This window comes from Nitrosomonas cryotolerans ATCC 49181 (genome assembly GCF_900143275.1).
GTDB classification, from domain to species: Bacteria; Pseudomonadota; Gammaproteobacteria; order Burkholderiales; family Nitrosomonadaceae; genus Nitrosomonas; species Nitrosomonas cryotolerans.
Genome location: NZ_FSRO01000001.1, coordinates 128,455 through 153,079 on the forward strand (window position 1 = coordinate 128,455; position 24,625 = coordinate 153,079).

A 24,625-nucleotide genomic window follows, 5' to 3' on the forward strand; every position below is an offset into this window, starting at 1 on the left:
AATATTCTGGAATCGATGTGCTCAGTACTTATATTGATTGATAGAATAACTGGACAATGGCTATCATTGTAAAAACCTAAAAAATTTCATGAAGCTCATTGTTGGTCTGGGAAATCCAGGGAAGGAGTATGTTGATACTCGGCATAATGCCGGCTTTCAGTGGATAAATAACCTGGTTGATAAACTGGGAGTTTCGCTGAGAGCAGAAGCACGTTTTCATGGTTTATGTGCCCGAGTTGGGCAGGGCAACGCTGAACTGTATTTACTAGAACCACAGACCTACATGAATGCGAGTGGACGAGCTGTTGCGGCTCTATGTCGATTTTATAAAATCCAGCCTGAGCAGATAATAGTGATACATGATGAGCTGGATCTATTGCCGGGGGTAAGCAAGCTGAAATGGGGGGGTGGTTTGGGTGGACATAATGGTCTTAAAGACATTGCGGCACAGCTCGGTACCAAAGATTTTTGGCGTTTGAGAATTGGTATAGGGCATCCGGGTAATAGAAATGCCGTGGTGGATTATGTGCTGCGTTCGCCAGGAAAAGCAGAGGCTACACTGATTGATGAAGCGATTGAGCGTAGTTTGGAAGTTTGGCCACTACTTGTCCAGGGTGATTGTCAAGCAGCAATGTTAAAACTACATACCAAAGCGTGAAAATGGTGGGGTGGGCGATAAAAACAAATCCTATTTCTAGCCTTACTGTGCAGAATATTACGTGAATAAAATTTCAATGAGAATCAGGTCATGAGTCTGAAATGCGGTATTGTGGGCCTTCCCAATGTTGGAAAATCCACGCTGTTTAATGCATTAACTAAGGCGGGTATTGCCGCAGAAAACTATCCTTTTTGTACGATTGATCCTAATATAGGTATTGTAGAGGTGCCTGATCTACGCTTGGAAAAACTCAGTGAGATCGTAAACCCGCAGAAAATACAGGCCGCTATCGTCGAATTTGTTGATATCGCGGGTCTGGTTGCCGGGGCATCCAAAGGAGAAGGATTAGGAAATAAATTTCTTGCCAATATTCGTGAAACGGATGGAATCGTGAATATGGTGCGCTGTTTTGCGGACGATAATATTGTTCACGTGACTGGCAAAGTGGATCCGATTTCGGATATTGAAATTATACAGACTGAATTATCTTTAGCTGATCTGGCGACAGTAGAAAAAGCATTACAACGTGAAGCCAAGCTGGCGAAATCGGGCAATAAAGACGCGATCAAGATGTGCACCTTATTGGAAATGATGCACGCACATCTTGATCAAGGCAGGCCCGCTCGAACCTTGGATCTGGATAAAGATCAACGGCAGTTATTACTACCCTTATGCTTATTAACGGCCAAACCTGCTATTTATGTAGCTAATGTTGACGATACTGGTTTCGAGAATAATCCGTTATTGGCGCGTGTGGAGGAATATGCGGCCAAAGAAGGTGCGCCGGTGGTGGCAATCTGTGCCTCACTTGAGGCTGAAATTGCAGAGCTATCGGATGAGGATAAGCAGATTTTTCTTGCGGATATTCATCTTGAGGAACCAGGATTGAATCGCTTGGTACGTGCTGCTTATCAGTTACTGGGACTGCAGACTTATTTTACTGCCGGAGTAAAAGAAGTTAGAGCTTGGACGATTCATAAGGGGGACACTGCACCGCAAGCTGCGAGTGTTATTCATACCGATTTCGAAAAAGGTTTTATTCGTGCTGAAGTCATTGCTTATGACGATTTTATTACCTGCAAAGGTGAACAAGGTGCAAAAGAGGCCGGTAAAATGCGTCTTGAGGGCAAAGAATATATCGTTAAAGATGGAGACATCATGCATTTTCGTTTTAATGTATAACTAGAATTCCGTTTATTTTATAGGCCTGCCTATAAATAGCCAAAAACTGAGCTGCTTACTCAACCTATTTGTTAATAACTAATAGGTTGTATAGCTAAAAATGAATAAATCGTATATTACGAGACAATCCCTTTGAGATCTTTGTAAAATCCCAATGGTTTAAAAGCTATTCCTTTATAATCAATAGGTTAAATCTTTTTACAAGGGCTTCTGAAAAAGTCTCCCTTTATGTAGCAAGTAGAATTATTTTATGTAATTTTGACCATTTTTCTCATTGAAGGGATCGTGATCGTATGAGATCGATTAGGTGGCAACAATAATTCTGAGTGCATCCAATCTTAAATTGACCGCGTTAAATGCCTGAGTTAGATCTTTCCGCTGTTGTTCGAGAAAATCGATTTCTTCTGTGCGTACGTTCGGATTGACGTTGCGTAAAGTCTTGAGCCGATCAATCTCAAGTGTAAAAATCTTTTCTACTTTATCATGTGCCTGCGCAGTGATCTCGGGGATTTGTATCTGAGCCTGTTGTCTGCTGATTGAAATTAGTGTTCGAATTGATTCCTTTTTTAACTGAATAACCTGTTTTGCTATTTCGATTGGAATTGGCGAATAGTGATTATTAATTGCGGTATGATTCAGAGAGGGATAATTCTCATTACCCTGTTCATCGAGTAAAATACGAATCATGGTTGATGGTAGATAGCGGTTGCTTTGGTATAGATTAATGTGTCCTGTTTCAATGACGTACAGGCTTTCTAGAAACAGAGTTCCAGGTATGACCGTTTTGTGCTGCATGGCGATGATTACAGCATTGCCTAATTCATTACTCAAAACCCTATCCATGGTATGGATAACCATAGGATGCTCCCAGGTGAGATAATGAATATCTTCATTGGCTAACGCTGTTTTTCTGTCATAAGTGATGACCGTCCCTTCATCATTTAAACCCCAAAATGGGGCGGTCATATGTTCACTGGGGCGGATAAGAAAACTGTTGGAACGATGTTCTTCGCTATGGATGCCAAAACAATCAAAGGCAGTATCCATATAATGTGATAAGCGTTTATCTGTATCCTGTAATGCCATTAGCTTGTCAGTGATATCTGGCCGGAAAGAATGGTATTCAAGTAACTTATCCCGTCCACGCTCTAGCGTATCGTTGAGTGCTTGATGGGTAGCGTGAGTAACACGAATTAAATCTGAAACTTCATCTAAGTTTGGTTCACGTTGGTAAAGGATCTTCTTGAGTGAGGTCTCGATCGATAAGAAAACAGTTTGACCCGCAGGGCAGGTTTTCTGAAAAGCATTTAATCCTTGGTGATACCAGTAAAACATGATCGCCTGGGCACTGTTTTCCAGATAAGGAATCGATATATTAATTGTTTCGGTCTGACCAATTCGGTCCAGCCTGCCAATTCGTTGTTCAAGCAAATCTGGATTTAAGGGTAAATCAAATAGAATCAGATGATGGGCGAATTGGAAGTTACGCCCTTCACTACCAATTTCAGAGCAGACAAGCAGCTGGCTATCCCCTTCCTTATTCGCAAAAAAGGCCGCAGCTCGGTCGCGTTCAACTAGGCTCATATGCTCATGAAATACTGGAATATGCTGACCGGTTAGGGTTTTGAGTGCTTTAGCCAGATCGAGTGCTGTTTGTGTATTGGCGGTAATCACTAATACTTTTTCAGGTTTTAGTTGTTTCAGGGTAGTACTCAGCCAGCTTACCCGTGGATCAATTTCGGTCCAGTATGGATCGACGGGTTGTGCGGTCATTTGATAGAGTCGTTCTGGACAAAGCAATAATTGTGGTTGCGATTTGGCGATTGCTACAGATGACAAAGAACAGTCACGATATTGCGGCGGTAATGCAAGCGGTATAGCCTTGACATGTCTTTTTGGAAACCCTTGGATCGCTGCGCGCGTATTACGAAATAATATGCGGCCCGTTCCATGTCGATCGAGTAATAATTCGGCCAGTTCTTTTCGTATACTATTATTTTTCTGTAAATCTAAAGCCGGACTGTTCAATTGTCTCAATAATTTCTGGGCGTATTCCGATTGAATTGTCGATGCGATAACTTGGTTTATTTCATCATCTAAATGCTGTTCGCTGAGTAGAGCCTCTATTGCTTGTGCAATAGGTGCATAGGATTGTTCTTCTGCAACAAAAGTTTCAAAATCAGGAAATCGATTGGGATCCAGTAATCGAAGACGCGCAAAGTGGCTGCTTTTTCCTAATTGCTCGGGTGTTGCTGTTAATAAAAGAATGCCTTTAGTGTGCGTTGCTAATTGTTCAATGATGGCATATTCCGGGCTTATTTCTTGTGCTGACCATTGTAAATGATGCGCTTCATCCACAATTAACAAATCCCATTCACCTTCTATGGCGAATTGGCAATAATCTGGATTGAGACAAAGAAAATTGAGGCTGCACAGGATCAGTTGTTCGCTATGGAATGGATTCTCCTGAGCATCGCTTTCTGCTAAGGCCTCACAGCGAGCCTTATCAAATACACTAAAATAAAGATTAAAACGTCGCAGCATTTCTACCAGCCACTGATGCAGCAATGTTTCCGGGACGACAATGAGTACTCGTTTGATACGCTCGGTCAATAACTGTTGATGTAGAATCAGGCCGGCTTCAATAGTCTTCCCCAGGCCCACTTCATCAGCGAGTAATACGCGCGGCGCGTATCGCTGTGCAACTTCATGGGCAATATACAATTGATGAGGAATCAGATCGGCGCGGGAACCGATCAAGCCATATAATGGGGTGTTGGCCAGCCGGTTTCGCTCCAGTAGCGTTTGGTATCGTATCCGAAACCATTGGTCTCTATCAATCTGTCCATTAAATAACCGTTCAGCAGGTTGGTTAAATTGCATGAACTGAGCCAGTTGTGTTTCAGCAAGTCTCAGTCTGTTTCCATCCGGGGTTATTCCGGAATAGATAAATAACCCATCTTGTTGTATCACTGACTCAACTTTTAATGTCCAGTCCTCATGACTGGTTAGCGTATCGCCCACTGAAAAAATAACACGTGTTAATGGTGCTGATTGTCTCGCGTAAGAACGTGTTTCTCCTGTTGCCATGAAGAGAAGTGTGACGGTTCGGTTCTCGACAGCCTGGATAGTTCCTAAACCTAGCTGCAAATCCGCATCACATATCCAGCGTTGACCGAGTCTAAAATCATTCATAAACTTATTGGCATTAGAAAAAGAATGGGATGGGAGCAGAAATAGGCAAGAAAAACTGAGCCAGATACGCAGAATAGATTATTGATAAAATATTTTGATTCAGTCACTTTGATAGTAGGCTAATTTTAAATCCGGAATTTATTTGGAAAATATCGACTAGATAGAGTTATATGGATTATTGTTGATTGGCTGACTGAATTCGAGGCGTTTTCTGCGGCATCCGAAATTCCCCCGAATATCAGTCAGCGATCTTTTTAAAATCTGTTCAGAAGACAAGATATCTAGAAATTGAAGAATAAGTTAACGGACAATATATGCTGCATTTGATCCGGACGGGGATTCTGCGGCCTGTTGAAATATTGGTTCATGTAACCTATTTCACCGGTAGTATATTGGTTAAACTTATAACCTATACCCGCAAATGCTCTGTTTTGATTGAAACCAGTTTTGATCCCTGTATCGATATTATTGAGATTAACAAATATCTCATCGAACACCACAAAACTTACGTTTGGTGAGATAAAAGGCATGGGAACGGATAGTTTCAACATCTGTCGATAACGATAGGCTACATCAGTACTACCAGGAATATCAAAGAATCGTTGTTCAAAACGAGTACGGCTAGTCACTTTACCAAATGAATATGAATCACTCCATAATAATTGTTGCCAGATTCTATGTTCGTTGAAAGGACTTTTAGCTGCAAATGGGCGGCTGGTTGGAACCCAGGCGTAGCCTACCCATACACTGGTCTTGTCATTAACTGCGTATCCGATGCCAGGACGAATAAGTGACTGAGAAAACCGTGAAGAATCATCACCAAAGCGTCCTTGTCCCTCAACCCAGTATTTAAGGTTTTTTAAATTTGGATTGATAGCAGAAAAATTTCCCGTAGCGGTTATATTACCCCAGGTTTGAAAATCTTCTGCTACCTTCTCAGCAACGACGGGACTAGATAGGATTAAACTTATTATTGCCGATGCGGAGACCATAAAAATATTTATTTTCTTTAGCATTGTTTATCCCTTTCTCTAGAGCTAATAAGATCTACAAATTGTAATTATAAATTTTTCTATATTAAGTGACATTCTTAATCTTATTTAATAAAACAATTGCTTAACGAATCTATTAATCTATTTTCCCTTTACATGAAAAGGGAGAATTCTACCTTAATATAAGCAGGGTTATATACTTGATTTATTGTTTTCTTGAATAAGGATGTGAACGATCAAGACCAGATTGGTCTATGAGGTGGTAGGTGGATGGTAAGAAACGAAATATTCTGCGATGTACAGACGTATAGGCAGTTTAAACCGCCTATACGTTTGTACGTTTTTCATTCTCTCCATCAATAGAATATTGATTGGTCCAGGAATTTAAATTTCGGGTTTACTGTAGTGAAAGGCTATATGGAGTAAGATGGGTGGAGATACTGTTTTGGTGAAAGAAAGCCGCCATTGACTTGATTGATTTAGTTATGTGGTTGTTTATAAATGTTTATAAGGTGGATCAGGACACCTTGCCTGGTTGATAAAAGTGTCCTGATATAAGCTATTCTTATAACGAATAATTTGTTAGATTATTATACTTAGAAATTAAAATTAACGTTAATCGCCAGAATATGATCCATTTGGTCTGGGCGGGGACTGTCTGGTCTGTTAATAATCTGATTTTGATAACCCAATTCGCCATAAATGACATCGGTAAATTTATAACCAAACCCTCCAAATGCCCAGTTTTGATTGAAACCTTGCCGAATACCTGAATCAGTATCTACCATATTGACAAATACCTCATCCCATACAACTAAATTCAGTTTAGGGGATACAAAAGACAGAGGTATGGATAATTTTAATTTTTCCCGGAACCGCTGACCAACATCCTTGACGCCGGGGATATCAAAAAACTGCTGCTCAAATCGAGTACGGGCACTTAATGTGCCGAAAGAAAAGGTATCCTTTATCTCTAATTGCTGCCAGAGTCTGTGTTCATTGAATGGGCGGTTACCCGCAAATGGACGTTGAGTGGGTAGCCAGTCGTAACCAATCATGGCTGTTACATATTTATTAAAAGCATAGCCGATGCCAGGGCGTATGAGTGCCTGGGTAAATCGCGATGTATCATCACCCCAACGCCCTTGTGCTAAAAGCATGACTTTGATTTTCTTTAAATGGGGGTTGTTGGGATCGATAAAAGACAAATCACCTGTAATCGTTGTTCCACTCCAGGTCATGAAATCATTCACGGTTTTTTCATCAGCGAATGCCAAACTGGAAGGGATCAGACTAATTATTGCTGAAACTATAAAAATGTTGAGTTTCTTTAACATTACACTTTCCTTTATTTTTTGGGGATCATTAAATCTAAAATTATTATTAAAAATAATTTTTCACCACAAGCAATTGAAAATATGTCAATTTTTGTTTTATCAAAGTGCGAGGTCAGATTAATAGAGGATAAGATTTAGAATTGACTGGCAGCTTAACACGACGAATGTCAAGAAAATGTGAAGAAAATGTTAAGAAAATGTTAAGAGATTAAGAGATAAATTCAGTTGAATATATAAAAAAGGAGGGGCGGATATTATTTTATTTACAAATATACAAATTAAACTCGCAAAATCTGGTTTTTATAAAGGGTTGAATAGATTTATTACAATTTGTAGCAAAGCCGTCATTATGACGCTTGTTCTTTGGGCTGCAATTTCTCCCGATCAGGCATTAATTGTTTTAAATACCGCTAATGATGCATTACTTAATAGGTTTAATGCTTATTATGTCTGGGTCGTTTCTTTTTTTCTTGTCTTTTGTATTGGGATGGCAGTCATTCCTTCAATTGGCAAGTTGAAACTTGGCAAGGAGCATGAGAAGCCAGAATTCTCTAATTTGTCATGGTTTTCCATGATGTTTAGTGCTGGAATGGGCATTGGGCTAATGGTTTTTTCTACTGCGGAGCCGCTTTGGCACTTCGGTGACAATCCTGAGGTAATCAAGGGCAATGTTGAGCCCTATACTCGTGATGCAATTCAATCGGCTTTTCGTTATGCATTTTTGCACTACGGATTACACCCATGGGGAATCTATGTTGTAACCGGGTTAAGTATGGCCTATTTCTCATACACGCATAACCTACCTTTGACAGTACGTTCGACATTGGCACCGCTATTGGGTAAACATCTGAATGGCTACATCGGGCACATTCTTGATATCACGGCGATTATATCGACGCTTTTGGGGGTTGCTGTGACAATTGGTTATGGCGTGAATCAATTGGTGATTGGTTTTAGCGATATTACCGAGTTTGGCTGGATGATGTCATCGGATGAAAATTCAGCTCCAACGAATACAGCACTTATTTTTATATTATGCATCGTTATGTCGTTATCAACTATTTCAGCTGCTACCGGCGTTGGGCGTGGAATCAGGTACTTAAGTAATTTAAATCTGGGGTTGTCATGTATATTATTATTAATCTTCCTGATTTTTGGCCCATTATTTTTTTTATTACAGCTATATATTAGCGGATTAATTGATTATGTGATTACGTTACCGGCTATTTCAGTTGCGGTATTTGAAATTAAAACACCACTAGGGGATTGGCAAGAAAATGGGACCATTCTGTATTGGGCTTGGTGGATAGCGTTCGCACCATTTGTTGGATTATTTCTAGCCCGTATCTCTAAGGGGCGTACGATTCGTGAATTCATATTAGGAGCGATGTTTGCGCCCACGGCCGTATGCTTTATCTGGATTGTTTTATTAGGTGGTACTGCAGTAAATTTAGAGCTCTATGGTACGGCTGATGGTAATATCATTGGTGCGGCACCTTCGGCACAGCTATTTGAAACATTAAATATGTTGCTTTCTGGCGGGATGTCAAAGGCTGTTTCAATTTTGGCGGTAATTCTGATACTGACTTTTCTGATTACATCAGCGGACTCTGGTGTATTGGTACTCAATACGATTATGGCTGGTGGTGAAAAGCATACCAGTATAAAGCATAGAATAATTTGGGGTCTAATTCTTACAACGGTTATCGGTACCTTACTGATTGTTGGTGATGGTGGTCTTGAAGCCTTGCAGAATGCCATGATTATTGGTGCGTTGCCATTTTCTATGGTAATGGTGCTTATGTGTATTTCTGTTGTCAAGGAAGTAATGAATCATAGAAAGTAGAGAGATCGAGTGGTGGTTGATATATGGCTGAAATGGACTAAAAATGAATCCTGATGCTATTGTAAGGTGTGGTAACTTGGGTCAGGTGGTCTATCTGGATGTTCGTACGAGCTATGATGTCTTGTTAATGAATTGTCTGATAAGCCTACTGGCTTTTTTAATAAAATAAACTGGAGTAGAAGATGAAAAAAACGAATTTCTTGTTAGCAGCGGCTGTATTGTTCATTTTAGCTGGTTGTGGAGCAAGTAATGACTACACCCCTGTAGCCGACGCCACTGGTGAAGAGATATTCAGTACAGCGTGTACAGGATGTCATAAGCCTTTAAGTGGCAGTGTTGCAATGATACTGAGTGAGGATATGGCAAATAAGGATGCTATTCTTAATAAGGTAAAGTCAGGTAGCATGAGGATGCCTTCTTTTACGAATATTCAAGGCGAAGCAGCAGATCGTCTAGCCGACTATATATTAGCCAATAGTCAAGCCAAATAACTAAACCAATGTGTCTGGGAATCGACAGGGTTCTCAGGCAATAAATATTCTTAAGAGCCTATTCAGACAGAACTGTCGCTTACTGAAAGTGATCAGAATGCTATCCAGCGGACTATATTACGCTGAGCCAACTTGCCGGGTTAGCTTATTTTATGCGACGAATAGTCCGTCCTTTTTGTATAGATTTTATTATTTGAATCAATCGGGCTATAGTTATAGTGGAGAATCATTACGGAATGGTGCATAAGATAAAAGAATAGGTGTTGAGAAAAAATAATCGTCTATATAACATATGGATAGAGGTATTCTCCTATGTGAGTAATGGATGGCTGATTATTTAACATCACATTAAATAGATTTGTGTGAGTTAAAAAACTGTTATAAATAAAAGTAAGCGAGGAATCTGCTGTGTTACTAAATACCGTATCAACAGATCACCTTGATGCCTCTGATATCAAGGCTAACTGTGCATCATGTAATCTGCGTGAATTGTGTCTTCCGGTAGGCCTCAACGAAGATGAAATAGAAATGCTTGGTGAGGTAGTCAGTCGTAAACGGAGAATACAGCGTGGCGAGTATCTGTATCATGCGGGTTCAGATTTTCAATCTCTTTTTGCTGTTCGTAATGGCTTCTTTAAAACATGCTTGCTTCATGAGGATGGACGCCAGCAAGTCGTTGGATTACACATGAGAGGGGAATTGTTGGGACTCAGTGCCATTAGCGCAGAGGCATATACATGTGATGCCGTGGCATTGGAGGATAGTGAGGTATGCGAAATTCCTTTTGTAAAGCTGGAAGAAATAACACGCATCATTCCGACATTGATGCACCATTTTTATAAAATTATGAGCTGTGAAATTGTAAAAGATCATGATGTGATGTTATCACTGGGTAGCATGAAAGCGGATGAACGGCTGGCAGCTTTCTTGCTTAATTTGTCTCAACGTTTCTCCAGATTGGGTTATTCTTCTCTGAATTTTAACCTGCGTATGACACGGGAAGAGATTGGCAGCTATTTAGGCCTTAAGTTGGAAACAGTCAGCCGTGCCTTTTCTAAATTGCAGGAAGAAAAAATCCTTACCGTTGATAATAAATATATTCAAATAAGCGATATTAAACGGTTGAAATCGAAAATTGGAATTTCTTTGTGTGTTTAAATCCCAGCCCGTTTTAAATAGATAACGGTGTTTGAAATATTGGCTGCTGTGTGGAACTTAAAAGAAATAGCAGACGGAAATGTTCTGTTTTCTCTCGTAAAAACAGGGTTGTACAGACAAAATTATGTGATTTCAGATTGCAAAAATATATTTCTACTAACATGAATGATTTTTATATGATTCTCTGAAAAAATTTTCTATTAGTGCCTTTTTAGAATGGGTTAAGTCGTGGAGAACCCTTTTGGAGGGTTGTAGAGATAAGCCGGGCTGATCTATTCATCTATGCTTTTCTTTAAAATAGTCGAGATTATATGATGCCTTCTTATCTTGAGTAAGTCTCGGAAAATGCTATAATATCCGTATAATTTGGTTATATTTGCGTTTTATTTTATGCTAGACCAGATTAAATTCACACATTCGTCAAAAGAGGGGTGCCCTACGGCGTAGGGCGATTATGGCGAATGGAGGCTTAACCCTAACAGGAGACATTATGTCAGTAACTATGCGGCAAATGCTGGAAGCGGGCGTGCACTTTGGTCATCAAACTCGTTTCTGGAATCCAAAAATGGCTCCGTACATTTTTGGACATCGCAACAAAATACATATCATCAACCTGGAAAAGACGTTGGTACGGTATGAAGAAGCGATGAAATATGTACGTCAATTATCGGCGAATAAAGGTGTAATTTTATTCGTTGGTACTAAGCGTCAGGCGCGTGATATTGTGCGCGAAGAGGCAACACGTTGTGGTTCTCCGTATGTAGATCAGCGTTGGTTAGGCGGAATGCTGACCAATTTTAAAACGATCAAGCAGTCGATCAAGCGTTTGCATGATATGGAAACGATGGTTCAAGACGGTACACTGGAGAAGCTGGTTAAAAAAGAAGCGCTTGATACGCAGCGTGAGTTAGATAAACTGAATAGCAGCCTGGGAGGTATTAAGGATATGAAGGGCCTGCCTGATGCTTTATTTATTATTGATGTTGGTTATCAAAAAGGTGCTGTTACTGAGGCTAAGAAACTGGGTATCCCAGTTGTAGGCGTAGTGGACACGAACCATAACCCTAGCGGACTACATTACATCATTCCAGGGAATGATGATTCTAGTCAGGCGATACGCCTGTATGCGCGCGGAGCTGCCGATGCGATTCTGGAGGGGCGCAATCAATCTGTTCAAGAAATTGTTGAAATGGATGGAGCTATAAGCTAGCTGCATTGTAAATAATTAATAGAGCAGTTGGATTTTTATAGTAACTGCTCTATTCAGACAGTGTCTTTAGCTCGGATTTTCAATGCCTACGATAGACAATCGAATGTATTGAGATTGCTCCGGGCTAAGCGAGCTCAAGTTATAAACCAATTTGGCATCTGGAGTAAATATGGCGGATATTACCGCGAGCATGGTAAAAGAATTGCGTGAGTCGACCGGACTTGGCATGATGGAATGCAAAAAAGCATTGATAGAAACGAATGGCGACATGAAGGCAGCCGAGGATCTGCTGAGAATTAAAAGTGGTGCTAAGGCGAGCAAAGCTGCTGGGCGTATTGCAGCAGAAGGAATAGTAGGTGCATTTGTCGCGACGGATGGTCGGTGTGGTGCACTGGTGGAAGTGAATTGTGAGACCGATTTTGTTGCAAAGAATGAAGATATTATCAGTTTCTCTAAGAATCTGGCGGAACTGGTCGCAACAAAAAATCTAATGGATATTGAAGCATTAAGTAACGCATCATTGCCAAATGGCGAAACCGTAGAGACATTTCGTAAAGCGCTGGTGATGAGGCTAGGCGAAAATATTAGCATACGACGTTGTAGTCGTCATGTAACGACAGGGCAACTTGCGGTATATCTGCATGGAGCCAAAATAGGTGTTTTGGTTGACTATACCGGCGGCGATGCAGCACTAGGCAAGGATTTGGCAATGCATATTGCAGCGAGCAAACCAATATGCGTGTCTAAAGAACAGGTATCGGCTGATGTACTGGAGCATGAGCGGAAAATATTCGCTGCTCAAGCCGCTGAAAGCGGAAAGCCTGCTAATATTGTGGAAAAAATGGTAGAAGGGCGTATTGTCAAGTACCTTGCCGAGGTTACGTTGCTAGGTCAGCCTTTTGTTAAAGATACGGAGCAAACAATTGAACAGCTTTTGATAAAAAAATCTTCCAAAGTAAATGATTTTACTCTGTTTATTGTTGGAGAGGGAATAGAAAAGAAGGCTGAGAATTTTGCGGATGAAGTCAGAGCGCAGTTGAGCCAGACAAAATAAAGTAGACATTATATTCATTGCTTATAATTTATGACTGCTACTTATAAACGGATCTTGCTAAAGCTTTCAGGTGAAGCTTTAATGGGAGAGGATAGCCACGGTATTAATCACGCAATCATGAAGCGTATTGTTGCCGAAGTCTCTGAAGTAAATAAACTAGGCGTTGAGATTGCCATTGTGGTAGGTGGTGGTAATATTTTCCGTGGAATGACATCAACGAAAGATGGAATAGAACGGGTTACTGCTGATTATATGGGTATGTTAGCGACCGTCATGAATGCCTTGGCATTGCAGGATGCGATGAAGCAAGGTGGTTTAATACCGCGCATACAGTCTGCATTGCGTATGGAACAAGTGGTGGAACCTTATATTCGCGGTAGAGCAATGCGTTATCTAAAAGAAGGACGAGTCGTAATTTTTGCTGCGGGAACAGGGAACCCTTTTTTTACTACGGATACGGCCGCTGCGTTACGTGGCATGGAAATGAATGTTGATATCGTACTGAAGGCAACAAAGGTAGATGGGATTTATACAAGCGACCCAAAAATTAATTCAGAGGCTACCCGTTTTCAAAAAATTACCTTTAATGAAGCGATCGCTAAAAATCTTCAGGTTATGGATGCGACTGCATTGACATTATGCCGCGACCAGAAACTACCGCTTAATGTATTTAGTATCTTTAAGGCTGGGGCACTCAAACGGGTGGTCATGGGAGAAGATGAAGGAACCTTGGTAACAGTCTGATCCGGATAGATCTTAAATCTCTAACTAAAAAGATATCAATGGGATAACTATTATGATCATCAATGTAAAGAAGTCTGCTGAGCAAAAAATGCAAAAGAGCCTGGAGGCGTTGAAAACTGATTTGAGTAAGGTGCGTAGTGGGCGGCCACATGCCGGTTTATTGGATCATGTTCTGGTTGATTATTATGGCACGCCAACCCCCGTTAGTCAGGTTGCGAATGTTAATTTGGTTGATGCACGTACTATTGGTGTAGTTCCTTGGGATAAGAAAATGGCGAATGCTATTGAAAAGGCAATTCGTAATTCCGATCTGGGGCTCAACCCTGTGTCAGTAAACGAGATGATTCGCGTGCCTATGCCTCCCTTAACAGAGGAGCGTCGTCGCGACTTAACTAAGGTGGTAAAACACGAGGCGGAAGCTGTGCGTGTTGCGATGCGAAATATTCGTCGTGATGCAAACGCTCAATTAAAAGATTTATTGAAATCCAAGGAAATATCTGAGGATGATGAACGTCGCGGTGAGGATGAAATTCAAAAGCTGACAGATCACTACATTGCTGAAATTGATAAAATTCTACAAATTAAGGAAGCCGAGTTAATGGCTGTTTGATATGCCGCGAGGTTCCAGTTCTACCCAAGACATCCCTGAAATAGGATCAACACCGCGACACATTGCTATTATCATGGATGGTAATGGCCGCTGGGCAAAAAATCGCTTCATGCCCCGAATAGCGGGACATAGGCAGGGTGTTGAAACTGTTCGTGGCACCATTAAAGCATGTATTGAGCGTGGCATTGAATACCTAACGTTATTTGCTTTCAGTAGTGAGAACTGGCGTCGACCGGCGGATGAAGTCTCTTTTTTAATGCAACTTTTTATTGGCGCCCTTGAACAAGAAATTGCCAAGCTGCATGAGAATGGTATTTGTTTTAAGGTGATCGGTGATTTATCAAAGTTTGAACCTAAAATAGTAGAGTTTATTCGCAATGGTGAGATACTGACGGCTAAAAATACACGTCTCATATTTACGATTGCTGCTAATTATGGTGGACGGTGGGATATTATGCAGGCTGTTCGTAAGATGATGATAAATTCTCATGAGCTGCCTGTAAATTTTGAAGCAAATCTGACGGAATATCTTTCCATGAGTTATGCTCCAGAGCCTGATTTATTTATTCGCACTGGCGGTGAGTGCCGTATCAGTAACTTCTTGTTGTGGCAGCTGGCTTATACAGAATTGTACTTTACCAACACTCTTTGGCCGGATTTTGATACAAATGAACTTGATCTGGCTATTCAATCTTATCAGCAACGTGAGCGTCGATTTGGCCGGACTAGCGAGCAACTTGAAATTTCTTTATCTGCGAAAAGATAATAGAAACGACCATCTAATAATGAAACAAATTCCTTACCATTTTAAAATCAATATGCGCTTTTATTCGATAGTTCTATTTCATGCTTAAAGTTCGTATTCTCACCGTCATCATTATCCTTCCTTTATTTCTAGCGGCTATATTTTATTTGCCAGCTATTTTCTGGGCGGCATTGCTACTCGTCCTGGTTGTAGTAGGGTCACAGGAATGGAGTCGGTTAGCTAAATTATCTGTAAGAAATACGATTCTCTTTATGGTGCTGACAACATTGCTGGGCGGGGAATTATTGTTTCTGCTAAGTGAAGCTGTTCGGGTCAATCCTTACACATCAGAATTTATATGGCTTTATGCATTGTCATCTGTTTTTTGGGTAACGGTGGCGCCCATATTTCTGAAATTATCCAATCCAGTCAAAAACCCCATTATACTGATGTCGATGGGATGGTTATTATTATTACCAACATGCCTGGCCATGTACCAGTTACGTGAAATTAATCCTATGCTTTTGCTGGGGTTTATGGGGACTATTTGGATTTCTGATAGTGCGGCTTATTTCGCAGGACGCGCATTTGGTAAACATAAATTAGCACGTATGATTAGCCCAGGAAAAACTTGGGAAGGTGTGGCTGGCGCATTGATGGCTGTTTTGGTATATGCTCTGGTTTGGGATTATCTGATGGAAGAATCTTTAATCATAATGCTTTTACCTCTACTGCTTTTACTGGTTGCGCTCGGTATTATTGGTGATTTATTTGAGTCACGGATGAAACGTTTTGCCGATGTTAAAGATAGCGGTCATTTCTTCCCAGGACACGGTGGTGTGCTGGACCGCATTGATGCACTTACTTCTACCCTGCCAGTAGCCATACTGGCATTTTTGGTTTTTTACTCACGCCAGTTATGAAAGCTGTTCATCATTTAACCATACTTGGTTCCACTGGTAGCATCGGTGAGAGCACACTGGATGTAGTCGCACGTCATCCGGATCGATTTCATGTCATAGCCCTGACGGCTAATAATAATACTGAGAGAATGCTAGCACAATGTCAGCGCTATCAGCCGCGCTATGCGGTCATGCTGAATGCGAGAAGTGCTGAACGATTAGCTAAAGAAGTGCGTGCAAACGGGTTGGATACGGAGGTGCTATCCGGTGTTGAGTCTTTGGAAAAGGTAGCTTCACTTCCTGAGGTAGATAGCGTGATGGCGGCTATTGTTGGTGCCGCAGGTATTCGGCCGACTTTTGCTGCTGCCCGCACGGGCAAGCTGGTATTGCTTGCCAATAAAGAAACTTTGGTCATGGCGGGCCGAATTTTTATGGACGTGGTGAAAAAACATCAGGCAACCTTGTTGCCAATCGATAGCGAACATAATGCGATATATCAGTCGCTTCCCCATCATTTTAACGGAAACCTGGCCGCTGCTGGAGTGCGCCGAATTCTACTGACCGCTTCTGGCGGGCCATTTCGATGTGCGCCTCTTGCTTCGCTGGAGCAGGTTACACCTGAACAGGCATGTGCTCATCCTAACTGGAACATGGGTCAAAAAATCTCAGTAGACTCAGCAACTATGATGAATAAAGGGTTGGAGGTTATTGAAGCGCATTGGTTATTTGATGCCGCGCCTAAGGATATTCAGGTAGTGATTCATCCTCAAAGTGTTATTCACTCTATGGTCGAGTATGTCGATGGTTCCGTGCTGGCTCAGTTGGGTAATCCTGATATGCGTACTCCTATTGCACATGCATTAGGTTATCCTGAAAGAATAAGTAGTGGCGTCACGCCTTTGGATATGTTTAAGGTTGCCCAGTTAAATTTTGAAGAACCTGATTTGAAACGCTTCCCATGTTTGCAGTTAGCCTATCAAGCATTGGCTATAGGAGGTAATATGCCTGCTGTGCTCAATGCGGCTAACGAAATTGCAGTGGAATCTTTTCTTAAAGGCCTGATGTCATTTACCGCAATCCCATCGATGATTGAACAGGTCATGCAGTCAGTTAAATGCGAAGAAATGACGACTCTGGATGACGTATTGAGAACGGACAATGTGGCACGAGAAGCTGCTCGCGAATGGTTGGCCTGTCTGGCATAGCCTTCTTAAATTATTTCAATGATTCATTGTCGAATAGGCATAATTGCCTGCCTAATTTTCAGTAGGCATCTATTTCGTGTGCTTCGTTGCTGACTATTAATAATACTGTGTTGATATTGATTGAAATTGCTTGGGATAACGTATTTTATTTGGATTCGACTGAAACCTTTGTATTACCATCTCTGACTCAATAAACCGACATGACACTACTTTTTACGATAATTTCTTTTATCATCGCTTTGGGCGTACTTATTACATTCCATGAATTTGGTCATTACCTGGTAGCGCGTTGGAATGGCGTGAAGGTATTGCGGTTTTCGATTGGTTTTGGTCCGCCCATATTCCGCAAATGTTGGGGGAAAGATCAGACTGAATGGGTAGTGGCTGCCATCCCGCTGGGGGGGTATGTCAAAATGGTCGATGAACAGGAGGGTCAGGTTGCGCCTGAAGATCTGCCGCGGTCATTTAATCGTCAACCAGTCGGACGTCGTTTTGCTATTGTCGCTGCAGGGCCTATCGCTAATTTCTTACTGGCTGCCCTATTGTATTGGTTATTATTCATTATAGGCATCAATGGAATGAAGCCAATATTAGGACCGGTGATACCGGCAACACCGGCGGCTGTGGCAGGATTTGAAGCACAAGAGACGATTGTTAAAATTGGGGATGAACTGGTTGCTAGTTGGCAGGATGTGCGTTGGATATTACTGAAACATGCGGTGGATCAATCTTCTAATGTGCGTATTGAGACGCTTAATTCGAATGAAGAAGTTAATTGGCGGGAATTAAATTTAAGCAGTATTCATCCGAATGAGTTGAATGAAGATTTTCTGAGAAAAATTGGATTAAGCAGTCATCAACCCATAATTAAGCCGGTGATTGCTCAAGTAATACCGGATAGTGCGGGTCATAGCGCTGGTTTGTTAGCAGGAGATGAAATTTTAGCAGTAAATGAAAAGGAAATTAATAACTGGCTAGAGTTCGTTCAAGAGGTACAGGCTAATCCGGGGAAGCCTTTGATGCTGGATATTTTTCGTGATGACCGGGTGATCAGTATTAATGTGGTTCCGGACATAATAACTGAAAATGGCAAAGAAATAGGAAAAATTGGGATTGCACCTGAAATTAACCAGTCTGAATTGGAGAAATTACTGGTAAAGGTGAGCTATCCGGTAGGAACAGCTCTGCTCAAGGCTATCGATAAAACTTGGGAAACGACGGTATTAACATTACAAATGCTCGTTAAGATGGTAATGGGTGATGTGTCATGGAAAAATATCAGTGGTCCTATTTCAATTGCTGATTATGCGGGTCAATCTGCGCAAATGGGGATTGCCTCCTATCTCGGATTCTTGGCGCTTATCAGTGTCAGCCTGGGTGTCTTGAATCTGTTACCTATCCCGATATTAGATGGCGGGCATTTAATGTATTATATTATTGAAATCGTGAAGGGTGCGCCTCTTTCCGAAAAGGCTATGATGATCGGCCAAAGAATCGGAATGGCACTGTTATTTACCTTAATGATTTTTGCTATATACAATGATATTACTCGGCTTGTTTCTGGCTAGATAATGAAATCTAAGCATCTTGCCGCGTTAGTTTGTTTTTTTTACGCTTTTACTGTCTGGGCAGGTGAGTCATTTATAGTCAAAGATATTCGAGTTGAAGGAATACAACGCACAGAAGCAGGAACCGTATTTAGTTATTTGCCGGTTAAGGTCGGTGATATTCTGGATGATGTAAAAGCTACTGCCGCGATCAAGGCACTGTATGCAACTGGTTTTTTTAAAGATGTGAGATTAAAAGCTGAGAATGGCGTGTTAATCGTTCAGATTGATGAACGTCCAGCTATCGCACAAATTGACATTAATGGCGCCAAAGAATTTGAAAAAGATCAGCTTAAGGATGGTTTAAAACAAGCAGGTTTAACGGAATCACGAATTTTTGATCGCTCTGTTCTGGAAAGGGCGGAGTTGGAATTAAAACGACAATACATCAGTCGCGGAAAATATGCGGTAAAAATTACGACCACGACAACGCCACTAGAACGTAATCGTGTGGGCATTAATTTTGATATTGATGAAGGAAAGACGGCCAAAATTCGGCAAATTAACTTCGTAGGTAACAAAGCGTTTGATGATAACGAATTGCGTAAGTTGCTGGTGCTCAAAACACCAGGCATCTTATCCTGGTTCACTAAGGATGATCAGTATTCAAAGCAGAAATTATCTGCGGATTTAGAAACGCTGCGCTCTCATTATCTTGACCGAGGTTATCTGGAGTTTAATATTGAGTCTACGCAGGTATCTATAACACCTGATATGCAGGATATTTATATTACGATCAATGTTACCGAAGGAAATCAGTATACCGTTTCTGATATTAAACTGGCTGGGGAAACCTTATTACCGGAAGAGGAGTTACGTAAGCTCATACAGCTTGAGCCCGGAGAAGTATTTGTACGTGAGAAGTTGACCGAATCGGTGAAGCTCATTACCGATCGATTAGGTGATGAGGGTTATGCCTTTGCAAATGTTAATGCATCGCCGGAACTGGATAAAGAAGCACATCAAACTGCTTTCACATTCTTTATTGATCCAGGTCGTCGGGTTTATGTACGGCGTATCAATATATCCGGGAATGATCGTACACGTGACGAAGTGATTCGTCGGGAGTTTCGTCAAATGGAGGGCGCCTGGCATTCTACTTCTAAAATTAATCTTTCCCGGCAAAGGGTGGATAGATTATTCTTTTTTAACAGTGTGAATGTGGAAACACCACCCGTTCCCGATGCACCTGATCAGGTTGATGTGAATATGAGCGTCGTTGAAAAACCAACTGGAGCCATTATGTTTGGCGCGGGTTTTTCCGATCGTGAAGGTTTGATACTAAATGGTTCTATCTCGCAGAATAATATTTTTGGTACCGGTAATTTTTTGAGCCTGCAAGTGAATACGGGCAGCATTAACAAAACCTATGCGGCATCATTCACTAATCCTTACTATACAGTTGATGGCGTTAGTCTTGGGTTCGATGTGTTTAGACGTAACCTGAATACGCGCTCACTATCAAGAGTCGGCACTTTCAGAACGGCTACAACGGGTGCGACTATACGGGTAGGAATACCTATCGCCGAGAATGATACCGTGTCGTTTGGTTTTGGTGCCGAGCTAACGTCGATTGGTATATTTGATGATAGTCCACAGCGTAATAAAGATTTTGTTGCGGAGTTTGGGCGTAGCACAAGTAATTTGCCACTAACGGTTAGCTGGGCACGTGACCGGCGTGATAGCGCAATTTGGACAACATCGGGAACAACTCATCGATTATTTGGCGAAGTCAGTGCTCCAATTGGTGATTTGAATTACTATAAATTGAGCTATGCGCAGAAATGGTTTTATCCAGTTTCAAAGAATTTTACGCTTATGCTAAACGGAGAGGCAGGGATTGGTGATGGATATTCTGGAAAGCCCTTGCCATTCTTTAAGAATTTTTTCGCAGGTGGTAATAATTCAATCCGTGGTTATGATTTGAATTCATTGGGACCGCGTGATGAGAGGGGTATTGCTTTGGGCGGCAATAAAAGATTTGTGGGCAATATAGAGGTGTTATTTCCGGTTCCTTTTATGCAGGATGATAAATCTGTTCGTTTGAGTACCTTTGTGGATGGTGGCACGGTATTCGCTGGAAAAGCAGATTTATCAGCGATGCGCTATTCGGCCGGTGTTGCTGTTACCTGGATTTCTCCAATGGGGCCATTAAAAGTCAGTCTTGCAAAACCGTTAAATGACAAGCCAGAGGATAACTTACAAGTATTTCAATTCCAATTTGGGCAGACGTTCTAAGGTTAGTTCTGATCAATCAGGAGAAAAAATTGAAACGGAAATTGCTTATAGCTTGTATGGTCATTGTATCGATTAGCGGATCGCTGGATAGCGATGCCAATGAAATTAAGATTGGCGTTGTGAATACTGAAAAGATCCTGCGTGAATCTGCGGCAGCAGTGAGAGCACAAAAAAGCATTGAACAGGAATTTTTACTGCGTGATGAGCAGATCAAAAAAATGGCTAACCAGGCTAAAATATTACAAGATCGACTAGAAGAAGATAGCACTGCGATGGCTGAAGCTGAGCGCCGCAATTTAGAGCGGGATCTGGCTAATCTTAGTCGTGAATATCAGCGCGCTCAAAGACAGATGCGGGAAGATTTGAGTGTACGTCAAAACGATGAATATGGTCTAATTCTAGAACGCACTAATCATGCTATTAACAGTATTGCGGAAACCGAGAGATATGACCTTATACTGCAATTACAGGATTCGGTTTACCGAAGTCAGCGAATTGATATTACCGACAAGGTGATTCAAGCATTGGATAAAAAGTAATCACTGAATATAGGATATAGTGAGAAACGGGATCAAACTTTTTCGATTGATATAAATAAAAACAATCGAATATTCAAATTTAAGGGAGAAGCAGTGAGTGCCATGGATATCCATGAGATCTTAAAATATTTACCCCATCGTTATCCATTTTTGTTGGTGGACAAGGTAATTGCTTACGAAACCGGAAAAAGTATTGTAGCGCTCAAAAATGTAACCATTAACGAGCCATTTTTTTCAGGACATTTTCCACATCATCCTGTGATGCCGGGTGTTCTGATTGTTGAAGCATTGGCCCAGGCTGCTGCCATTCTGACACTGAGGACTAAGGGTTCAGTAAGTAGTGATGATTCTGTTTATTATTTTGTTGGAATAGATGGAGTTCGTTTTAAAAAACCTGTGATGGCAGGTGATCAATTGATTCTGAAGGTTGAAATAGAGCGACAAATAAAGGGTGTATGGAAATATACTGCACGCGCAGAAGTAGATGATAAACTGATTACTGAGGCTAAATTAATGTGTACTGCAAGAAATGTTTAATTTGGCGTGGGCAAACATCAAAAAATAAGCATATCCTGATCAATTGAAGCGTTGTTTTAGCTAGTTGGAATATTATATTTGAACGTTTATTGTTAGGCTGTTTTATCAATCAATCAATCAATCAATCAATCAAGCCAGGTTTGATTGAATGTTTCCCTACTGTGTCGTTGGCAGCAGAATTGATCAGGTTGTCTTTCATCATATAACAACATTTATGTTTATAAAAAAACATACATAGCTCGCGCATTATGTGCTAATCGAATTAACCTGTTGAGACCCTTGAAAAACCCCAGTAGTTGAAAAATTAACTATTTATAATCAATAGTATAAAACTTATGGCGAGGGCTTTTGCGAAAGTCTCCTGTTAATTATAAAAATAGTCAACAGGAATGGAGTATGAACATACATAGTGAAACAATTAACAGCGGTTGCGGGCTTAGCTTAGATAACTATCGATTGGTTTGTGGTGTAGATGAGGCTGGAAGAGGCCCGTTAGCTGGACCCGTTTTTGCTGCCTGTGTCATTCTTGATCCGGATCATAAGATAGATGGGTTAGTTGATTCAAAAAAAATAAATGAAAAGAAACGGGATAGCCTCACAGTGACGATCAAAAAATATTCCAGGGCGTGGGCGATTGCTTCTGCATCAGTTGCAGAAATAGACCAGCTAAATATCTTACAGGCCAGTTTACTAGCCATGAAGCGTGCGGTAGAAAGTTTATCATTAGCACCCGATATTGTGCTGATAGATGGAAATCAAAGCCCGCAGCTGAATTATCCGGTGCATACAGTGATTAAAGGTGATAGTTTGATACCCGAAATTTCAGCAGCTTCTATCTTAGCAAAAACAGCCCGGGATGCTGAGATGTGTGCGTTACATCAGCGCTTTCCATTTTATGGATTTGATCAACATAAGGGATATCCAACGAGGCAACATATAGCTGCACTACGAAAATATGGTATTACTGTTGTACATCGCCGTACCTTTTCGCCCGTCAGAATCTTGGAAATGCAGTGAGACTGCTCTATATAGCCTGAGGTCTTTGAAAAATCCCAATAGTTTAAAAATTAATCCTTTATAATCAATAGCCAAAAGACTTCTGGCGAGAGCTTTTGAAAAAATCTCTCTTAGTCTCTTCACTTACCCATCTGTTGATGGATCGTGCTTATGAGAGTGGCCAAACCAGACAACTTGCATTGAGATTCGGTTATATTCCGGTTGCCCACCCAAAACTAATCGGTTGGGACCTTGGGAATATGATCGTGCATATACAAAAACGCAATGAGATCGAAAGACTATTCCACAGATTCAAGGAGTTTTGTCGAATATTCTCCAGATTCGACAAACTGAATACCATCTTTCTCTCATTTATCCATTTCGCCCATATTGTCGAAGCGCTTGGTAATATTAACGAGATCTAGTAATGATAGATAAGCTCTGTTTCTGTATTTTTTGTAACTTATGCAGCGCTCAAGTGTCATATTTTTCCAGAAGGCTGGCAATGATCGGTGGATACTGTACTGTCAGGGAATCGTTTTCTGATCGAAATAAATCTTATATGCGATATTATGATAATGATGGCTGTAATCTCAGGCAGATCAATTCCATTCGGCAATTTCATATACTGATTGGTAAAGTGGCTATCTTGTTTTTTTCTTCTGAATAGTTCAATAAACTGGATGATTTAGGATAAAAAAGATGGATGGGCTATCTGCGGGGTACAGAGTATGTTCTGAATAATTTATAATTGACCTAATTAAACAAGGATGGGGTTTTATGAGCATTGAAAAAAATGACGTAGTATCAATAAGCTATGAATTATCAGATGCGTCCGGTAATATTGTGGAGAAACCGGATACGCCGATTAGCTACTTGCATGGAGGTTATGGTGGTATTTTTCCAATGGTGGAAGAAGCACTGCATAATATGGAGGTGGGCTATGCCTGCTCTATTTCCATGGAACCTGAGAATACTTTTGGCGAGTATGATAGCGAGCTGGTTCGTGTTGAACCACGTAGTGCTTTTCCTGAGAATGTGGCGGTGGGAATGCAATTTGAAGGCGGTGCAGAAGGCTCTGATGATATTCTAATTTATACGGTTACCAACATTGCTGAAGATAAGGTGATTGTAGATGGGAATCATCCCTTAGCAGGAATGACGCTGAATTTCGCATGTACGGTTACGGCAGTGCGTCCTGCTACCGAGGAAGAACTTTCCCATCAGCACGCTCATGGCCCGCATGGGCATGAACATTAGTTTCTGAGTATCGTGACTGATGATCATCAGTCACGTATATGATAAAAGATCCATGACTGGATATTTTAGAATAATCTAGCTCTGTATCCAGATACAAAAGTGAATTCTGGTGGTGGAGG

21 protein-coding genes and 1 pseudogene are annotated in these 24,625 nt (G+C 41.1%); 19 read left to right on the forward strand and 3 right to left on the reverse strand.

Annotation, left to right across the window (positions count from 1 at the left end):
• The first annotated feature begins 88 nt into the window (after window positions 1-88).
• Entirely contained in the window at window positions 89-658 is a 570-nt protein-coding gene (gene pth, locus BUQ89_RS00540; RefSeq protein ID WP_028461540.1) for an aminoacyl-tRNA hydrolase, read from the forward strand.
• Between the two features lie 90 nt (window positions 659-748).
• Window positions 749-1,840 (forward strand): redox-regulated ATPase YchF, encoded by a 1,092-nt coding sequence (gene ychF / locus BUQ89_RS00545; RefSeq protein WP_028461539.1) that lies wholly within the window; start codon window positions 749-751, stop codon window positions 1,838-1,840.
• 303 nt (window positions 1,841-2,143) lie between these two features.
• Here ychF and rapA read toward each other — a convergent pair whose 3' ends face one another.
• The 3 genes from rapA to BUQ89_RS00560 all read right to left on the reverse strand — a co-directional run bounded on the left by rapA (window position 2,144) and on the right by BUQ89_RS00560 (window position 7,364).
• Entirely contained in the window at window positions 2,144-5,035 is a 2,892-nt protein-coding gene (gene rapA / locus BUQ89_RS00550; protein WP_028461538.1) for an RNA polymerase-associated protein RapA, read from the reverse strand.
• A 281-nt stretch (window positions 5,036-5,316) separates the two neighbouring features.
• Entirely contained in the window at window positions 5,317-6,051 is a 735-nt protein-coding gene (locus BUQ89_RS00555; RefSeq protein ID WP_028461537.1) for a DUF2490 domain-containing protein, read from the reverse strand.
• A 572-nt stretch (window positions 6,052-6,623) separates the two neighbouring features.
• A complete protein-coding gene (locus tag BUQ89_RS00560; protein WP_028461536.1) occupies window positions 6,624-7,364 on the reverse strand; it encodes a DUF2490 domain-containing protein in 741 nt (246 codons plus the stop codon).
• Window positions 7,365-7,674: 310 nt separating this feature from the next.
• Here BUQ89_RS00560 and BUQ89_RS00565 point away from each other — a divergent pair, with 310 nt between their 5' ends.
• The 17 genes and pseudogenes from BUQ89_RS00565 to BUQ89_RS00645 all read left to right on the forward strand — a co-directional run bounded on the left by BUQ89_RS00565 (window position 7,675) and on the right by BUQ89_RS00645 (window position 24,506).
• On the forward strand, window positions 7,675-9,210 hold the full coding sequence (locus BUQ89_RS00565) for a BCCT family transporter (protein ID WP_256205440.1): 1,536 nt from the start codon (window positions 7,675-7,677) through the stop codon (window positions 9,208-9,210).
• 182 nt (window positions 9,211-9,392) lie between these two features.
• On the forward strand, window positions 9,393-9,701 hold the full coding sequence (locus BUQ89_RS00570) for a c-type cytochrome (protein WP_028461534.1): 309 nt from the start codon (window positions 9,393-9,395) through the stop codon (window positions 9,699-9,701).
• A 408-nt stretch (window positions 9,702-10,109) separates the two neighbouring features.
• Entirely contained in the window at window positions 10,110-10,859 is a 750-nt protein-coding gene (gene fnr / locus BUQ89_RS00575) for a fumarate/nitrate reduction transcriptional regulator Fnr (protein WP_028461533.1), read from the forward strand.
• A 490-nt stretch (window positions 10,860-11,349) separates the two neighbouring features.
• The gene (gene rpsB / locus BUQ89_RS00580) at window positions 11,350-12,069 is read left to right on the forward strand and encodes a 30S ribosomal protein S2 (protein WP_036573069.1); all 720 of its coding nucleotides are present in this window, start codon (window positions 11,350-11,352) and stop codon (window positions 12,067-12,069) included.
• Between the two features lie 169 nt (window positions 12,070-12,238).
• Window positions 12,239-13,123 (forward strand): translation elongation factor Ts, encoded by an 885-nt coding sequence (gene tsf / locus BUQ89_RS00585; protein ID WP_028461531.1) that lies wholly within the window; start codon window positions 12,239-12,241, stop codon window positions 13,121-13,123.
• 30 nt (window positions 13,124-13,153) lie between these two features.
• A complete protein-coding gene (gene pyrH / locus BUQ89_RS00590) occupies window positions 13,154-13,867 on the forward strand; it encodes a UMP kinase (protein ID WP_028461530.1) in 714 nt (237 codons plus the stop codon).
• Between the two features lie 52 nt (window positions 13,868-13,919).
• Entirely contained in the window at window positions 13,920-14,477 is a 558-nt protein-coding gene (frr, locus tag BUQ89_RS00595) for a ribosome recycling factor (protein WP_028461529.1), read from the forward strand.
• 1 nt (window position 14,478) lies between these two features.
• Complete coding sequence (uppS, locus tag BUQ89_RS00600; protein WP_028461528.1) at window positions 14,479-15,243, forward strand: polyprenyl diphosphate synthase; 765 nt, start codon at window positions 14,479-14,481, stop codon at window positions 15,241-15,243.
• Window positions 15,244-15,323: 80 nt separating this feature from the next.
• Complete coding sequence (locus BUQ89_RS00605; protein ID WP_028461527.1) at window positions 15,324-16,145, forward strand: phosphatidate cytidylyltransferase; 822 nt, start codon at window positions 15,324-15,326, stop codon at window positions 16,143-16,145.
• The gene (gene ispC, locus BUQ89_RS00610; protein ID WP_028461526.1) at window positions 16,142-17,329 is read left to right on the forward strand and encodes a 1-deoxy-D-xylulose-5-phosphate reductoisomerase; all 1,188 of its coding nucleotides are present in this window, start codon (window positions 16,142-16,144) and stop codon (window positions 17,327-17,329) included. The genes BUQ89_RS00605 and ispC overlap by 4 nt, the downstream gene beginning before the upstream one ends.
• Window positions 17,330-17,529: 200 nt before the next feature.
• Window positions 17,530-18,897, forward strand: coding sequence for an RIP metalloprotease RseP (gene rseP, locus BUQ89_RS00615; protein ID WP_028461525.1), 1,368 nt, complete (start codon window positions 17,530-17,532; stop codon window positions 18,895-18,897).
• A 3-nt stretch (window positions 18,898-18,900) separates the two neighbouring features.
• Window positions 18,901-21,174, forward strand: coding sequence for an outer membrane protein assembly factor BamA (gene bamA / locus BUQ89_RS00620; protein WP_028461524.1), 2,274 nt, complete (start codon window positions 18,901-18,903; stop codon window positions 21,172-21,174).
• A 29-nt stretch (window positions 21,175-21,203) separates the two neighbouring features.
• Window positions 21,204-21,713, forward strand: a complete 510-nt coding sequence (locus tag BUQ89_RS00625) for an OmpH/Skp family outer membrane protein (protein WP_028461523.1) — start codon at window positions 21,204-21,206, stop codon at window positions 21,711-21,713.
• 102 nt (window positions 21,714-21,815) lie between these two features.
• Window positions 21,816-22,250, forward strand: a complete 435-nt coding sequence (gene fabZ, locus BUQ89_RS00630) for a 3-hydroxyacyl-ACP dehydratase FabZ (protein ID WP_028461522.1) — start codon at window positions 21,816-21,818, stop codon at window positions 22,248-22,250.
• Between the two features lie 396 nt (window positions 22,251-22,646).
• Window positions 22,647-23,267 (forward strand): ribonuclease HII, encoded by a 621-nt coding sequence (gene rnhB, locus BUQ89_RS00635; RefSeq protein WP_051537592.1) that lies wholly within the window; start codon window positions 22,647-22,649, stop codon window positions 23,265-23,267.
• 131 nt (window positions 23,268-23,398) lie between these two features.
• Window positions 23,399-23,671, forward strand: a pseudogene (locus BUQ89_RS14050) (IS5-like element ISCARN85 family transposase); the annotation flags it as partial.
• A gap of 355 nt (window positions 23,672-24,026) precedes the next feature.
• Window positions 24,027-24,506 (forward strand): FKBP-type peptidyl-prolyl cis-trans isomerase, encoded by a 480-nt coding sequence (locus BUQ89_RS00645; RefSeq protein WP_028461520.1) that lies wholly within the window; start codon window positions 24,027-24,029, stop codon window positions 24,504-24,506.
• Window positions 24,507-24,625 lie beyond the last annotated feature (119 nt).

Coding starts and splice junctions, on each gene's coding strand:
- pth (WP_028461540.1), top strand. CDS start 89: ATGAAGCTCATTGTTGGTCTGGGAAATCCAGGGAAGGAGTATGTTGAT.
- ychF (WP_028461539.1), top strand. CDS start 749: ATGAGTCTGAAATGCGGTATTGTGGGCCTTCCCAATGTTGGAAAATCC.
- rapA (WP_028461538.1), bottom strand. CDS start 5,035: ATGAATGATTTTAGACTCGGTCAACGCTGGATATGTGATGCGGATTTG.
- BUQ89_RS00555 (WP_028461537.1), bottom strand. CDS start 6,051: ATGCTAAAGAAAATAAATATTTTTATGGTCTCCGCATCGGCAATAATA.
- BUQ89_RS00560 (WP_028461536.1), bottom strand. CDS start 7,364: ATGTTAAAGAAACTCAACATTTTTATAGTTTCAGCAATAATTAGTCTG.
- BUQ89_RS00570 (WP_028461534.1), top strand. CDS start 9,393: ATGAAAAAAACGAATTTCTTGTTAGCAGCGGCTGTATTGTTCATTTTA.
- rpsB (WP_036573069.1), top strand. CDS start 11,350: ATGTCAGTAACTATGCGGCAAATGCTGGAAGCGGGCGTGCACTTTGGT.
- tsf (WP_028461531.1), top strand. CDS start 12,239: ATGGCGGATATTACCGCGAGCATGGTAAAAGAATTGCGTGAGTCGACC.
- pyrH (WP_028461530.1), top strand. CDS start 13,154: ATGACTGCTACTTATAAACGGATCTTGCTAAAGCTTTCAGGTGAAGCT.
- frr (WP_028461529.1), top strand. CDS start 13,920: ATGATCATCAATGTAAAGAAGTCTGCTGAGCAAAAAATGCAAAAGAGC.
- uppS (WP_028461528.1), top strand. CDS start 14,479: ATGCCGCGAGGTTCCAGTTCTACCCAAGACATCCCTGAAATAGGATCA.
- BUQ89_RS00605 (WP_028461527.1), top strand. CDS start 15,324: ATGCTTAAAGTTCGTATTCTCACCGTCATCATTATCCTTCCTTTATTT.
- ispC (WP_028461526.1), top strand. CDS start 16,142: ATGAAAGCTGTTCATCATTTAACCATACTTGGTTCCACTGGTAGCATC.
- rseP (WP_028461525.1), top strand. CDS start 17,530: ATGACACTACTTTTTACGATAATTTCTTTTATCATCGCTTTGGGCGTA.
- bamA (WP_028461524.1), top strand. CDS start 18,901: ATGAAATCTAAGCATCTTGCCGCGTTAGTTTGTTTTTTTTACGCTTTT.
- fabZ (WP_028461522.1), top strand. CDS start 21,816: ATGGATATCCATGAGATCTTAAAATATTTACCCCATCGTTATCCATTT.
- rnhB (WP_051537592.1), top strand. CDS start 22,647: ATGAACATACATAGTGAAACAATTAACAGCGGTTGCGGGCTTAGCTTA.
- BUQ89_RS00645 (WP_028461520.1), top strand. CDS start 24,027: ATGAGCATTGAAAAAAATGACGTAGTATCAATAAGCTATGAATTATCA.